This window comes from Streptomyces sp. NPDC001401, assembly GCF_042895385.1.
Classification (GTDB): Bacteria; Actinomycetota; Actinomycetes; order Streptomycetales; family Streptomycetaceae; genus Streptomyces.
Genome location: NZ_JBIAWI010000028.1, coordinates 11913 through 25526 on the forward strand (window position 1 = coordinate 11913; position 13614 = coordinate 25526).

Here is a 13614-nt window from a genome sequence, read left to right on the forward strand (position 1 = left end):
TGCCCTCTGGTCCGCGCCGCGTCCACATCCCGGACCCTCCCCCAAACCGGCTCGCCTACCCACCCCCCTCCTCCCATACGCTTGTCCCGTGACCCCCGTCGAGCTCTCCCGTTCCGTGCTGCGCGCGGTGCGTCGTGCTGTCGACGAGGGGGAGCTGAGTGTGGCCGTGCCGCAACGGGCCGTCGTCGTGCCGCCCGGGCCGGGTGGGTGTGGCGACTACGCCACCAACATCGCCCTGCAGCTCGCCCGGCCGGCCGGGCAGCCGCCCCGGCGCGTTGCCGAGATCCTGCAGCAGCACCTCGCCCGGACGGACGGCGTCGCCGACGTCGTCGTCACCGGGCCGGGGTTCATCAACATCAGCCTGCAGGGGGCGGCGGGATCCGCGGCCGCGCTCATCAGCGAGATCCTCCGTGACGGCACGGCGTACGGTCACAGCGACGCCCTCGCCGGGCAGGTCGTCGAGGTGCGTATCCCGTACGACGTCCGAGCCGAAGTCGTCGCCGACGCCCTCGTGCGCATCGTCGGTTCCCAGGGCGGCCGCGTCGAGGTCGACCACCGCGAGCCGGTGAACCTCCGGCCCGTCCCGGCCCCGGACGACCCCGCCCTCCTGGGCCCCGACGCCGCCCGCTGGGCGCTGCTGCACCCCGCCGCCCACGACCGGCCGCGTATCACCGCCGATCATCTGGTCCAGCGCGAGAGCAACCCTCTCTTCCGTGTCCGTTACGCCTGCGCCCGCACCCGGGCCCTCAGCCGTAACGCCGCCGACCTGGGCTTCACCTCCGAGCCCGGAGACGTAGGAGACCCAGGAGATCCAGGAGACGTACAAGAGGGCATGGGCGGCCTTCTTTTCCTCCTCGCCGACCATCCCCGCGTCCTCGCCCGTGCGGCGGCACAACGCACGCCCGACAGTCTGGCCCGGCACCTCGTCACCGTCGCCGATGCCGTTCTCGACGTTCTTCCCGTGGTGCTGCCGCGCGGCGACGAGAAACCCTCGGCCGCCCACCGTGCCCGGCTCGCGCTCGCCGAAGCCGCCGGGACGGTGCTGGCCGGCGGCCTGTCCCTGCTCGGCATCGACGCACCCCAACACCTCTGAGAAAGCCCACGAAGAGACATGAGCCGTTCCGCACACCCCGCCGGGCCCCGTCACGCCGACGTCCTCCCCGAGGGTCACTACTCCGCCCCGCCCACCGACCTCAACGTCCTCGACCCCAAGGTCTGGGCCCAGACGGTCACCCGTGACGAAGACGGCGTCGCCACCGTCGGCGGTATCGATGTGAAGACCATCGCCGAGCAGTACGGCACCCCCGCCTACGTCCTCGACGAGGCCGACTTCCGGGCCCGGGCGCGGGCCTGGCGCAGCGCCTTCGGGGCCGACGCCGACGTCTTCTACGCCGGCAAGGCGTTCCTGTCCCGTGCCGTGGTGCGCTGGCTGCACGAGGAAGGGCTCAACCTCGACGTCTGCTCCGGCGGCGAGCTCGCCACCGCGCTCTCCGCCGGCATGCCCGCCGACCGCATCGCCTTCCACGGCAACAACAAGTCGAAGGAGGAGATCCACCGAGCCGTCGAGGCCGGTGTCGGGCGTATCGTCCTCGACTCCTTCCAGGAGATCGTCCGCGTCGCCCATGCCGCGCAGTCGCTGGGCAGGCGGCAGCGCGTGCAGATCCGTATCACCGTCGGCGTCGAGGCACACACCCACGAATTCATCGCCACCGCCCACGAAGACCAGAAGTTCGGCATTCCGCTGGCCGGCGGGCAGGCCGCCGAGGCCGTCCGCCGTGCGCTCCAGCTCGACGGGCTCGAGCTCATCGGAATCCACTCCCACATCGGGTCGCAGATCTTCGACATGTCCGGGTTCGAGGTCGCGGCGCACCGGGTGGTCGGGCTGCTCAAGGACATCCGTGACGAGCACGGCGTCGAGCTGCCCGAGATCGATCTCGGGGGTGGACTCGGTATCGCCTACACAAGTGACGACGATCCCCGTGAGCCGCACGAGATCGCCAAGGCCCTCACCGAGATCGTCACCCGGGAGTGCGATTCGGCCAAGCTGCGCACCCCCCGCATCTCGGTCGAGCCCGGGCGCGCCATCGTCGGGCCGACCGCCTTCACGCTCTACGAGGTCGGCACCATCAAGCCCCTCGACAACCTGCGTACATACGTCTCCGTCGACGGCGGTATGTCGGACAACATCCGCACCGCGCTGTACGACGCCGAGTACAGCGTCGCGCTCGTGTCACGGACCTCCGACGCCGAGCCCATGCTCGCCCGTGTCGTCGGCAAGCACTGCGAGAGCGGGGACATCGTGGTGAAGGACGCGTTCCTGCCCTCCGACCTGGCACCGGGTGACCTCGTCGCCGTGCCTGCCACGGGTGCGTACTGCCGTTCCATGGCCAGCAACTACAACCACGTGCTCCGCCCGCCCGTAGTCGCCGTGAACGACGGCGAGGCCCGCGTCATCGTCCGCCGCGAGACGGAGGAGGACCTCCTGCGCCTCGACGTCGGGTGAGTCACCCCGTAAAAGACCATAAAGACCTTAAAGAAAAGCACAGAGGGGGGTGGAAGATCTCCTGTCTCCCACCCCCGTACAAATGAAATAGATGTCTCACGATCCGGACATGGGATAGAAACTCCCGTCCGGTGAGTGAGACTGGTCCAACCGTAGACGGTATGAGGAAACGAGGTCGGATGATGCGTACGCGTCCGCTGAAGGTGGCGCTGCTGGGCTGTGGGGTTGTCGGCTCAGAGGTGGCGCGCATCATGACGACGCACGCCGACGACCTCGCCGCCAGGATCGGGGCGCCCGTCGAACTCGCGGGCGTGGCCGTGCGGCGGCCCGACCGGGTCCGTGAGGGCATCGACCCGAGCCTCGTCACCACCGACGCCACCGCGCTCGTCAAACGCGGCGACATCGACGTCGTGGTCGAGGTCATCGGCGGTATCGAGCCGGCCCGCTCCCTCATCACCACCGCCTTCGAGCACGGCGCGTCCGTGGTCTCCGCCAACAAGGCGCTGCTCGCCCAGGACGGGGCCGCTCTCCACGCCGCCGCCGAGGAGCACGACAAGGACCTCTACTACGAGGCCGCCGTCGCCGGCGCCATCCCGCTGATCCGCCCGCTGCGCGAGTCCCTCGCCGGCGACAAGGTCAACCGGGTGCTCGGGATCGTCAACGGCACCACCAACTTCATCCTCGACAAGATGGACAGCACGGGGGCGGGGTACCAGGAGGCGCTCGACGAGGCCACGGCGCTCGGTTACGCCGAGGCCGACCCCACCGCCGACGTCGAGGGCTTCGACGCCGCCGCCAAGGCGGCCATCCTCGCGGGCATCGCCTTCCACTCGCGGGTGCGTCTCGACGACGTCTACCGCGAGGGCATGACCGAGGTCACCGCGGCCGACTTCGCCTCCGCGAAGAACATGGGCTGCACCATCAAGCTGCTCGCCATCTGCGAGCGGGCACAGGACGGCGGATCGGTCACCGCGCGCGTGCACCCCGCCATGATTCCGCTGAGCCACCCCCTCGCCTCCGTGCGCGGCGCGTACAACGCCGTGTTCGTCGAGTCCGACGCGAGCGGGCAGCTCATGTTCTACGGACCCGGTGCCGGCGGTGCGCCCACCGCGTCCGCCGTGCTCGGCGACCTCGTCGCCGTCTGCCGCAACCGGCTCAGCGGGGCAACGGGGCCCGGCGAGTCGGCGTATGCCGCGCTGCCCGTGTCGGGGATGGGTGACGTCGTCACTCGCTATCACATCAGTCTCGACGTGGCGGACAAACCGGGTGTTCTCGCCCAGGTTGCGACCGTCTTCGCCGAGCACGGAGTGTCGATCGATACGGTTCGGCAGCAGGGCAAAGATGGCGAGGCCTCCCTCGTCGTCGTCACCCACCGTGCGTCCGACGCCTCCCTCTCCGGGACCGTCGAGGCGCTGCGCAAGCTCGACACCGTGCGGGGTGTCGCCAGCATCATGCGGGTTGAAGGAGAGTAACCAGCAATGACCCACCAGTGGCGCGGAATCATCGAGGAGTACCGGGACAGGCTGCCGGTATCCGACACCACGCCGGTCGTGACGCTCCGCGAGGGCGGCACGCCCCTCGTGCCCGCGCAGGTGCTCTCCGAGCGCACGGGCTGCGAGGTCCACCTGAAGGTGGAGGGTGCGAACCCCACCGGGTCCTTCAAGGACCGCGGCATGACCATGGCCATCAGCAAGGCCAAGGAGGAGGGCGCGAAGGCTGTGATCTGCGCCTCCACCGGCAACACGTCCGCCTCCGCCGCCGCATACGCCGTGCGCGCCGGTATGGTTTCGGCCGTTCTCGTGCCGCAGGGCAAGATCGCGCTCGGCAAGATGGGGCAGGCGCTCGTGCACGGCGCCAAGATCCTCCAGGTCGACGGCAACTTCGACGACTGCCTCACTCTCGCCCGCGCGCTGAGCGACAACTACCCCGTGGCGCTGGTGAATTCGGTCAACCCCGTGCGCATCGAGGGCCAGAAGACGGCCGCCTTCGAGATCGTGGACATGCTGGGCGACGCCCCGGACATCCACGTCCTCCCGGTCGGCAACGCGGGCAACATCACCGCGTACTGGAAGGGCTACAAGGAGTACGCCGCCGACGGCATCGCCACGCACACCCCCCGCATGTGGGGCTTCCAGGCCTCCGGCAGTGCCCCGATCGTGCGCGGCGAGATCGTCAAGGACCCGTCGACCATCGCCACCGCCATCCGCATCGGCAACCCCGCCTCCTGGCAGTACGCCCTGGCCGCGCGGGACGAGTCCGGCGGCCTCATCGACGAGGTGACGGACCGTGAGATCCTGCGCGCCTACCGGCTGTTGGCCGCGCAGGAGGGTGTCTTCGTCGAGCCGGCGTCCGCCGCGTCCGTCGCCGGTCTACTGAAGGCCGCCGAGCAGGGCAAGGTCGACCCGGGGCAGCGCATCGTGTGCACCGTGACCGGAAACGGCCTGAAGGACCCCGACTGGGCCGTCGCCGGCGCCCCGCAGCCGGTCACCGTCCCGGTCGACGCGGTGACGGCGGCCGAGCGCCTCGGTCTGGCCTGACCGGGAACTCCCTCCAAGGGGTGCACAGGGGGCTTACGGCACGCATCGTGCGCCTCCTGTGCGCCCTATGTCGCCACAGAAGCATCCTTCGATAGGCTGTACTGAACCCGCCCGCCGCATATGCCTCCGCACATGGAGCGTCTGGACGGTGCCGCGCCGTCTCCGCGGCCTGAGGGTCTCCACGTACGTATCCGATGTCGTATCGAATGTCTTCGACCATCACGCAGCTCAAGGAGAGTCATCGAGAGATGGCCGGTCCCGCCTTCCGCGCCGCCCCGGTAAGGGTGCGCGTTCCCGCCACCAGCGCCAACCTCGGCCCGGGCTTCGACGCCCTGGGCCTGTCGCTGGGGCTCTACGACGACGTTGTCGTCCGGGTGGCCGACTCCGGGCTGCACATCGACATCGCGGGCGAGGGCAGCGAGACGCTGCCGCGTGACGAGAAACACCTTCTCGTACGGTCCCTGCGCACCGCCTTCGACCTGCTCGGCGGGCAGCCGCGGGGCCTCGAGATCGTGTGTGCCAACCGCATTCCGCACGGCCGGGGCCTGGGCTCCTCGTCGGCCGCGATCTGCGCCGGCATCGTCGCCGCGCGCGCCGTGACCATAGGCGGCGAGTCGAAGCTCGACGACACGGCCCTGCTCGAGCTCGCCACCGAGATCGAGGGCCACCCCGACAACGTGGCGGCCTGTCTGCTCGGCGGTTTCACCCTCTCCTGGATGGAGGCGGGCGCCGCGCGCGCGATCAGGATGGACGCCGCCGATTCCATCGTTCCGGTGGTTTTCGTGCCCGGAAAGCCGGTCCTCACCGAGACCGCGCGCGGACTGCTCCCGCGCACCGTGCCGCACGTCGACGCCGCCACCAACGCGGGCCGTGCCGCCCTGCTCGTCGAGGCCCTGACCAGGCGCCCCGAGCTGCTGCTGCCCGCCACAGAGGACCGTCTCCACCAGGAGTACCGCGCTCCCGCAATGCCGGAGAGCGCCGCGCTGGTGGAGCGGCTGCGGGCCGACGGAGTCCCGGCAGTCATCTCAGGTGCAGGACCCACTGTGCTGGCGCTGGCCGACGCCGACAGCGCCGACAAGGTCGCCCATCTGGCAGGCGAAGGGTGGGCCGCGAACCGGCTCGAACTAGACGCCCAGGGAGCGAGCGTGCTGCCGCTTGCGACCTACGGTGTTGATTAAAGGCGCACGGTTGCCGGATTTCGAGAGGGGGAATGTTTGTTGGATCCGGTAGTGTTAATCTCAAGTCTGCACCCGACCCCACCATGGCGAGGTGCTTCGTGTCCCCGTCCGGGACAGACATTCTTCCGGGAGCCTCCCAAGCCGCACTGTGTTCCGTACGACGTACGCGGGCAGTACCTCGTACGCGGGCACTGAGCGACTTGCCGGGCACGCTCCGGAATCGGTGCGACCAAGCCACGTGACACCGACACTCGGTGCCACGGTCACGGCTTTGGGAAGCGCCATCCCAGATATTGCCTCCGCCACCTTTGGCGGACCACCGCCCCGGCACGGTCCACACAGCAAGGACCGAAGCCGGAAGCACAACCGGTCGCCGAGCCAGACAGGCCGACGTCCGCTCCAGGGAAGGACCCTTCGTGAGCGACACCACCGATCTGATGGGCGCACGTGTCGAGGAGACCGCTGCCGCGCCCGCCACGGACGCCTCCGCGCCTGCCACCGGTGCAGGCTCCCGGCGGCGCCGCGGTACCGGCCTCGAGGGCATGGTGCTGGCCGAGCTGCAGCAGGTCGCATCCGGCCTCGGCATCAGGGGCACCGCGCGCATGCGCAAGAGCCAGCTGATCGAGGTCATCAAGGAGGCGCAGGCGGGCGGCGGTGCTGCCCCGGCAAAGGCCGAGGCAGCCACCGAGACCAAGCCCAAGCGCCGCGCCACCTCCAAGGCTCGTACGGGCGATGACGCCGCTCCCGCCGCCGAGAAGAAGGCGGCCGCCCCGGCCGAGCAGGCCGTGGCCCAGCAGCAGATCGAGATCCCCGGCCAGCCGGCCAGCGACGACGCTCCCGTCGAGCGCCGTCGTCGTCGCGCCACCGCCGAGGCGGGCAGCCCCGAGACGGTTGCCGCCGAGGCCAAGAGCGAGCCGAAGGCCGAGACGCCCGCCCCGCAGGCGCAGGGCGACGCCGGAGACGGCGAGGGCCGCCAGGGCCGCCGCGACCGCCGGGACCGGGACCGCGACCGTGGAGGCCGTGACCGCGACCGCCGCGGCAACAAGGGCGACGAGCAGCAGGGCGGCCAGGGCGGTGGCCAGCAGCGCCAGGACCGCCAGGACCGGCAGCAGGGCGGCGCCCGCCAGGACCGCCAGGACCGGCAGCAGCGCGACAACGGCCCGCAGGACGACGACGACTTCGAGGGCGGCCGCCGCGGCCGCCGGGGCCGTTACCGGGACCGTCGTGGCCGTCGTGGCCGTGACGAGATGGGCGGCGCCGAGCCGCAGCTTGCCGAGGACGACGTCCTGATCCCCGTCGCGGGCATCCTGGACATCCTCGACAACTACGCCTTCATCCGTACGTCGGGCTACCTGCCGGGTCCCAACGACGTGTACGTCTCCCTCGCCCAGGTCCGCAAGAACGGCCTGCGCAAGGGCGACCACGTCACCGGCGCGGTCCGGCAGCCGAAGGAGGGCGAGCGCCGCGAGAAGTTCAACGCCCTCGTCCGCCTGGACTCCGTCAACGGCATGGCGCCCGAATCCGGGCGCGGGCGGCCGGAGTTCAACAAGCTGACGCCGCTCTACCCGCAGGACCGGCTCCGCCTGGAGACCGACCCGGGCGTGCTGACGACCCGCATCATCGACCTCGTCGCGCCGATCGGTAAGGGCCAGCGCGGTCTGATCGTGGCCCCGCCGAAGACCGGCAAGACCATGATCATGCAGGCGATCGCCAACGCGATCACGCACAACAACCCCGAGTGCCACCTGATGGTCGTCCTCGTCGACGAGCGTCCCGAAGAGGTCACCGACATGCAGCGGTCGGTCAAGGGCGAGGTCATCTCCTCGACCTTCGACCGTCCGGCCGAGGACCACACCACGGTCGCCGAGCTCGCCATCGAGCGTGCGAAGCGTCTGGTGGAGCTCGGGCATGACGTGGTGGTGCTTCTCGACTCCATCACGCGTCTGGGCCGTGCCTACAACCTGGCCGCGCCCGCCTCCGGCCGCATCCTGTCCGGTGGTGTCGACTCGACCGCGCTGTACCCGCCGAAGCGCTTCTTCGGTGCCGCGCGGAACATCGAGGACGGTGGCTCGCTCACCATCCTGGCGACTGCTCTGGTCGACACCGGGTCCCGTATGGACGAGGTGATCTTCGAGGAGTTCAAGGGCACGGGCAACGCCGAGCTGAAGCTCGACCGCAAGCTTGCGGACAAGCGGATCTTCCCGGCGGTGGACGTCGATGCGTCCGGTACGCGTAAGGAAGAGATCCTGCTCGGCAGTGACGAGCTGGCCATTGTGTGGAAGCTGCGGCGGGTGCTGCATGCGCTGGATCAGCAGCAGGCGATTGAGCTGCTGCTGGACAAGATGAAGCAGACGAAGTCGAATGCGGAGTTCTTGCTGCAGATTCAGAAGACGACGCCGATGCCGGGCAACGGCGACTGAGGCACAGCCTTCACGCAGGTCGCCCCCCGTTACTCCGGTAACGGGGGGCGATCTTTTGGCGCAGTTAGGGAGGGGCGCACTCTGCACCCCTCCCAACTTGTGTCTCACTGGGGGGACTTCCCTTGACTACACCCATGTCCGGTGGTCGTCACAGACGCCGGATACGCATCGCCCTGCCCGTCGCCGCTGCGGGCGTCGCGGCCGCAGTCGCCGCCGTGCTGACGGTCTCGTCCGCGGGCGCGGCGACGGCCTCGGCGGACCCGACGGTCAAGCCCGGCAAAAGCTCCGCATCGCTGACCGACTTGACGGACCGCGTCGCGGGCGCACTCGCCACCGACAAGGACTTCAAGAAGGCGTCGAAGACCAAGGACACGAAGACGGACGGCTCGAGCACGTCCTCCACGTCTTCGACCTCGTCAGGGTCCTCGTCGACCTCGACCGTCAGTCCGATGGTCATCGGCGGCACCACCACGAGCATCACCTCGGCCCCGTGGATGGCTCAGCTCTGGTACTACGACGACAAGGGCACCAGCGACACCAGCGACGACGTCGGCTTCTTCTGCGGTGGCGCCGTCGTGGCGCCCACGAAGATCCTCACCGCCGCGCACTGCGTCCACGGCTCCAACTGGCACGCGTACGGAGCGATCGTCACCGGCACCGACCAGCTGCCCACCACCGACAGCTCGGGCAACACCGACCTGCACGGCGGCACGGTCTCCGGCGTCTGGCGGCAGTGGAACCACCCGTCGTACAACTCGACGACCGTCGACAACGACGTCGCCGTCCTGACCCTGGCCACCCCGATCACCGCCACGCCGATCCGCATGACGACGTCGACCGACACGGCGTCCTACGCGGCCGGTACCAGCGCCAAGGTCTACGGCTGGGGCCGTACCAGCTCCACCAGCAACGACATCTCGCAGACCCTGCAGTCCGCCACGCTGCCCATCCAGTCCGACAGCACCTGCTCCGGCTACTACAGCAGCGAGTTCATCGCGGGCCACATGGTCTGTGCGGGCAACCCGGCGACCGGCAGCGACTCCGGCACCGTCTCCGCCTGCAACGGCGACTCCGGCGGCCCGCTGATCGTGGGCAACCGCATCGTGGGCATCGTGTCGTGGGGTGTGCAGGACTGCGTCGCCAAGGGCGCGTACAGCGTGTTCACCAAGGTGAAGGCGTACGTCGGCGCCGCCTACCCGCGCATCGACGACACCAACATCAGCGACGGCGCCACCTCCACCCCTGACGGCAAGGCCGACCTGTTCGTGCGTGAGCACTCCACGAACACCGGCTACGAGAAGGACTCCAAGGGCACCTCGTTCGCGGCCCGCGTCTCCTGGGGCAGCTTCAGCGGCTACAACACGATCCTGCAGACGGACCTCAACCGGGACGGCTACCAGGACTTCATCCTGCGCCGCAGCAGCGATGGGGCGGTCTTCTGGCTGCACTACATCCCGTCCACCCAGAGCTGGAGCAAGAGCCTGATCTTCAGCAACTGGTCCACCCGGAAGTTCACCGTCGCCCCCGGTGACGTCACCGGCGACTACCTGCCCGACCTGCTCTCGGTGGACTCCTCGGGCAACCTGTGGATCTACCCGGGCAAGGGCAACGGCACCTTCTCCAGCCCCGTGAAGGTCGGCTCCGGCTGGGGCCAGTACAACTCCCTGCGCGGCCACGGCGACTTCGACGGCGACGGCAAGGCCGACCTGATCGCCCGCCAGAGCAGCACCGGCGACGTGTACCTGTACCGGGGCACCGGCACGGCCGGCTCGGGCGCCTTCGCCTCGCGGATCAAGGTGCGCAGCGCCTGGACCGGCTACAACGCGTTCGACGCGGTCGGCGACATCACGGGCGACGGCAAGGCCGACTTCCTGGCCCGTACGTCCGGTGGCACGCTCTATCTGTACCCGGGTACCGGTAAGGCCACGAGCGAGATCTTTGCCACAAGAATCTCGGTCGGTACCGGTTTCCAGGCGTACGACCTCTTCGGCTGAAACCGCAGGTGAGCGGGTTACGCCCGTAAATTGACGTGACGCTCTGTGCCCAGCCCTCCACGGGCTGGGCACAGTGCGTCGTGCAACCCTTTCTCGAGTTTCGCCGTCTGACCCGACGGAGTGACGATGGTGCGGTACGACGCGTTGCCGGACCGACAGGCCTGTCCCTGAACGCAGGGGGTAACCGACCGGACGAGAACGAGGAGCACATGTCCGCCGAGAGCACGCCGGAGCCCGGCATACCCGGGGAGCCCGGCACCAACGGCTCGCGCCACAGCGCCAAGGGCCGTCGCCGCAAGCCCCGCAGCAAGCGCCGCAAAGGCCTGCTGATCACGGCCTGGACCGCCGCGGGCATTGTCGTGCTGGGCGGGACGGGAGCCGGATACCTGTACTTCAAGCTCAACGGCAACATCAAGAGCGTCGACATCGACTCGGCCCTCGGCACGAACCGGCCGACGAAGGTCGACAACGGCTCCGAGAACATCCTCGTGCTCGGCTCGGACTCCCGCTCCGGCAGCAACAAGAAGCTCGGCGGCGGCACCGACGACGGCAGCGCCCGCTCCGACACCGCGATGATCGTGCACGTCTACAAGGGCCACAAGAAGGCCAGCGTGGTCTCCATGCCGCGCGACACCCTCATCGACCGCCCCGAGTGCACCGACACCAGCGGCAAGACGTATCCCGCGGCCTCCGGTGTCATGTTCAACACCGCGTACTCCACCGGCGGCGCGGCCTGCGCCGTGAAGACCGTGGAGTCGATCACCGGGCTGCGCATGGACCACTACCTCGAGGTCGACTTCAGCGGCTTCGAGAAGCTCATCGACGAACTCGGCGGCGTCCCGGTCACCACGACCAAGGACATCAAGGACTCCCAGAGCCACCTGAACCTCAAGGCCGGCACGCACAAGCTCGACGGCGAGCAGGCCCTCGGCCTGGTCCGCACCCGGCACGGCGTGGGCGACGGCTCCGACCTCGGCCGCATCCAGCTCCAGCAGGCCTTCATCAAGGCGCTGGTCAACCAGGTCAAGCACATAGGCGTCTTCACCAGCCCGAAGAGGCTCTACGACCTCGCCGACACCGCCACCAAGGCCGTGACGACCGACTCCGACCTCGGCTCGGTCAACTCCCTCATGTCCTTCGCGGGCGGCCTCAAGAGCATCAGCTCCAGCAAGATGCACATGGTCACGATGCCGGTCCAGTACGACCCGGCCAACCCCAACCGTGTGATCGTGGAGAAGGCCAAGGCTCAGCAGATGTGGACGGCCCTGAAGAACGACCGGCCCATCCCGAAGTCGGCCACACAAGGCACGGCCACGGGCGAGGCCAAGGGCGTCGTAACCGCCGGGTAGTCAAGGGGCGCGGGGCTGCATCGATTTGCGGCTCCGCCGCGTGGGCGCGAGCAACCCCCACCGACCCGCAGGGAATAGATCACCGCAACCCCCGGTTTGGGGGGATGGCCCCAGTCCTGGCAGACTGGTACGTCGGCCCCGGTTCACGCTGAAGCAATCCGCCGCAGCGACCCGGTGCCCTCCCGAACCTAGGAGACACCTTGAAGCGCGACATCCACCCCGAGTACGTCGAGACGCAGGTCAGCTGCACCTGTGGCGCGTCGTTCACCACCCGCAGCACGATCTCCAGCGGCACCATCCGCGCCGAGGTCTGCTCCGAGTGCCACCCGTTCTACACGGGCAAGCAGAAGATCCTCGACACCGGTGGCCGTGTGGCCCGCTTCGAGGCCCGCTTCGGCAAGGCTGCAGCCGGCTCCAAGAAGTAGCGAGCTCCAATTCGCCGGTCCACGGCCGCGCCCTGAAACAGGCGCGCCGGGACCGGCGTTTTTGGTCGCCCGCCTTCCCCTTCTTTCCACGCAGTACAGGAGCCCAAGATGTTCGAGGCCGTCGAGGAACTCGTCGGTGAGCACGCCGACCTGGAGACGAAGCTCGCCGACCCGTCGGTCCACGCCGACCAGGCCAACGCGCGCAAGCTGAACAAGCGCTACGCCGAGCTCACCCCGATCGTCGCCACGTACCGCTCCTGGAAGCAGACCGGCGACGACATCGACACGGCGAAGGAACTCGCCGCCGACGACCCGGACTTCGCGGCCGAGGTCAAGGAGCTGGACAAGCAGCGCGAGGAGCTGACGGAGAAACTGCGCCTGCTGCTCGTTCCCCGGGACCCGTCCGACGACAAGGACGTGATCCTCGAGATCAAGGCGGGCGCCGGCGGCGACGAGTCGGCGCTCTTCGCGGGTGACCTGCTGCGCATGTATCTCCGGTACGCCGAGCGCGTCGGCTGGAAGACCGAGATCATCGACGCCACCGAGTCCGAGCTGGGCGGCTACAAGGACGTCCAGGTCGCCGTGAAGACCAAGGGCGGCCAGGGGGCCACCGAGCCCGGGCAGGGTGTCTGGGCCCGGATGAAGTACGAGGGCGGTGTGCACCGCGTGCAGCGCGTGCCGGCCACCGAGTCCCAGGGCCGTATCCACACCTCCGCGGCCGGTGTCCTCGTGACGCCCGAGGCCGAGGAGGTCGACGTCGAGATCAACCCGAACGACCTCCGCATCGACGTCTACCGGTCCTCCGGCCCCGGCGGCCAGTCCGTCAACACCACCGACTCCGCCGTGCGCATCACGCACATTCCGACCGGAGTCGTCGCCTCCTGCCAGAACGAGAAGAGCCAGCTGCAGAACAAGGAGCAGGCGATGCGTATCCTGCGCTCCAGGCTGCTCGCAGCGGCGCAGGAGGAGGCGGAGCGGGAAGCCGCCGACGCCCGCCGCAGCCAGGTCCGCACCGTCGACCGTTCCGAGAAGATCCGTACGTACAACTTCCCGGAGAATCGCATCTCGGACCACCGCGTCGGCTTCAAGGCCTACAACCTGGACCAGGTCCTGGACGGCGACCTCGACGCGGTGATCCAGGCCTGCGTCGACGCGGACTCGGCGGCGAAGCTGGCGGCTGCATAAAGGCACATACGCACGACCCAGTA

General features: G+C 69.2%; 10 protein-coding genes. All 10 read left to right on the forward strand.

Annotation, left to right across the window (positions count from 1 at the left end):
- Positions 1-88 precede the first annotated feature (88 nt).
- The 10 genes from nrtL (at position 89) to prfA (ending at position 13591) form a co-directional block, all read left to right on the forward strand.
- Positions 89-1093: an ArgS-related anticodon-binding protein NrtL gene (nrtL, locus tag ACFY10_RS50670; RefSeq protein WP_390672200.1), complete on the forward strand. Its 1005-nt coding sequence runs from the start codon at positions 89-91 to the stop codon at positions 1091-1093.
- Positions 1094-1111: 18 nt separating this feature from the next.
- On the forward strand, positions 1112-2503 hold the full coding sequence (gene lysA, locus ACFY10_RS50675) for a diaminopimelate decarboxylase (protein ID WP_390672201.1): 1392 nt from the start codon (positions 1112-1114) through the stop codon (positions 2501-2503).
- Positions 2504-2682: 179 nt separating this feature from the next.
- Positions 2683-3975 carry a homoserine dehydrogenase gene (locus tag ACFY10_RS50680; protein ID WP_390672202.1) on the forward strand — a complete coding sequence of 431 codons (1293 nt, stop codon included), beginning with the start codon at positions 2683-2685 and terminating at the stop codon, positions 3973-3975.
- Between the two features lie 6 nt (positions 3976-3981).
- Positions 3982-5040 carry a threonine synthase gene (thrC, locus tag ACFY10_RS50685; protein WP_390672203.1) on the forward strand — a complete coding sequence of 353 codons (1059 nt, stop codon included), beginning with the start codon at positions 3982-3984 and terminating at the stop codon, positions 5038-5040.
- Positions 5041-5288: 248 nt separating this feature from the next.
- Positions 5289-6218, forward strand: a complete 930-nt coding sequence (gene thrB, locus ACFY10_RS50690) for a homoserine kinase (RefSeq protein WP_390672204.1) — start codon at positions 5289-5291, stop codon at positions 6216-6218.
- Between the two features lie 416 nt (positions 6219-6634).
- Positions 6635-8638, forward strand: a complete 2004-nt coding sequence (rho, locus tag ACFY10_RS50695; protein WP_390672205.1) for a transcription termination factor Rho — start codon at positions 6635-6637, stop codon at positions 8636-8638.
- Between the two features lie 134 nt (positions 8639-8772).
- Positions 8773-10632, forward strand: coding sequence for a trypsin-like serine protease (locus tag ACFY10_RS50700; RefSeq protein WP_390672206.1), 1860 nt, complete (start codon positions 8773-8775; stop codon positions 10630-10632).
- Between the two features lie 209 nt (positions 10633-10841).
- Entirely contained in the window at positions 10842-11981 is a 1140-nt protein-coding gene (locus ACFY10_RS50705; protein WP_390672207.1) for an LCP family protein, read from the forward strand.
- A gap of 200 nt (positions 11982-12181) precedes the next feature.
- Positions 12182-12406 carry a 50S ribosomal protein L31 gene (rpmE, locus tag ACFY10_RS50710; RefSeq protein ID WP_019753312.1) on the forward strand — a complete coding sequence of 75 codons (225 nt, stop codon included), beginning with the start codon at positions 12182-12184 and terminating at the stop codon, positions 12404-12406.
- A gap of 108 nt (positions 12407-12514) precedes the next feature.
- Positions 12515-13591, forward strand: coding sequence for a peptide chain release factor 1 (gene prfA, locus ACFY10_RS50715; RefSeq protein ID WP_390672208.1), 1077 nt, complete (start codon positions 12515-12517; stop codon positions 13589-13591).
- The last annotated feature ends 23 nt before the right edge of the window (positions 13592-13614 follow it).

What these genes read in the sequence shown, in the direction of transcription:
- lysA (WP_390672201.1), top strand. Translation starts at nt 1,112, where the DNA reads ATGAGCCGTTCCGCACACCCCGCCGGGCCCCGTCACGCCGACGTCCTC.
- ACFY10_RS50680 (WP_390672202.1), top strand. Translation starts at nt 2,683, where the DNA reads ATGATGCGTACGCGTCCGCTGAAGGTGGCGCTGCTGGGCTGTGGGGTT.
- thrC (WP_390672203.1), top strand. Translation starts at nt 3,982, where the DNA reads ATGACCCACCAGTGGCGCGGAATCATCGAGGAGTACCGGGACAGGCTG.
- thrB (WP_390672204.1), top strand. Translation starts at nt 5,289, where the DNA reads ATGGCCGGTCCCGCCTTCCGCGCCGCCCCGGTAAGGGTGCGCGTTCCC.
- ACFY10_RS50700 (WP_390672206.1), top strand. Translation starts at nt 8,773, where the DNA reads ATGTCCGGTGGTCGTCACAGACGCCGGATACGCATCGCCCTGCCCGTC.
- ACFY10_RS50705 (WP_390672207.1), top strand. Translation starts at nt 10,842, where the DNA reads ATGTCCGCCGAGAGCACGCCGGAGCCCGGCATACCCGGGGAGCCCGGC.
- prfA (WP_390672208.1), top strand. Translation starts at nt 12,515, where the DNA reads ATGTTCGAGGCCGTCGAGGAACTCGTCGGTGAGCACGCCGACCTGGAG.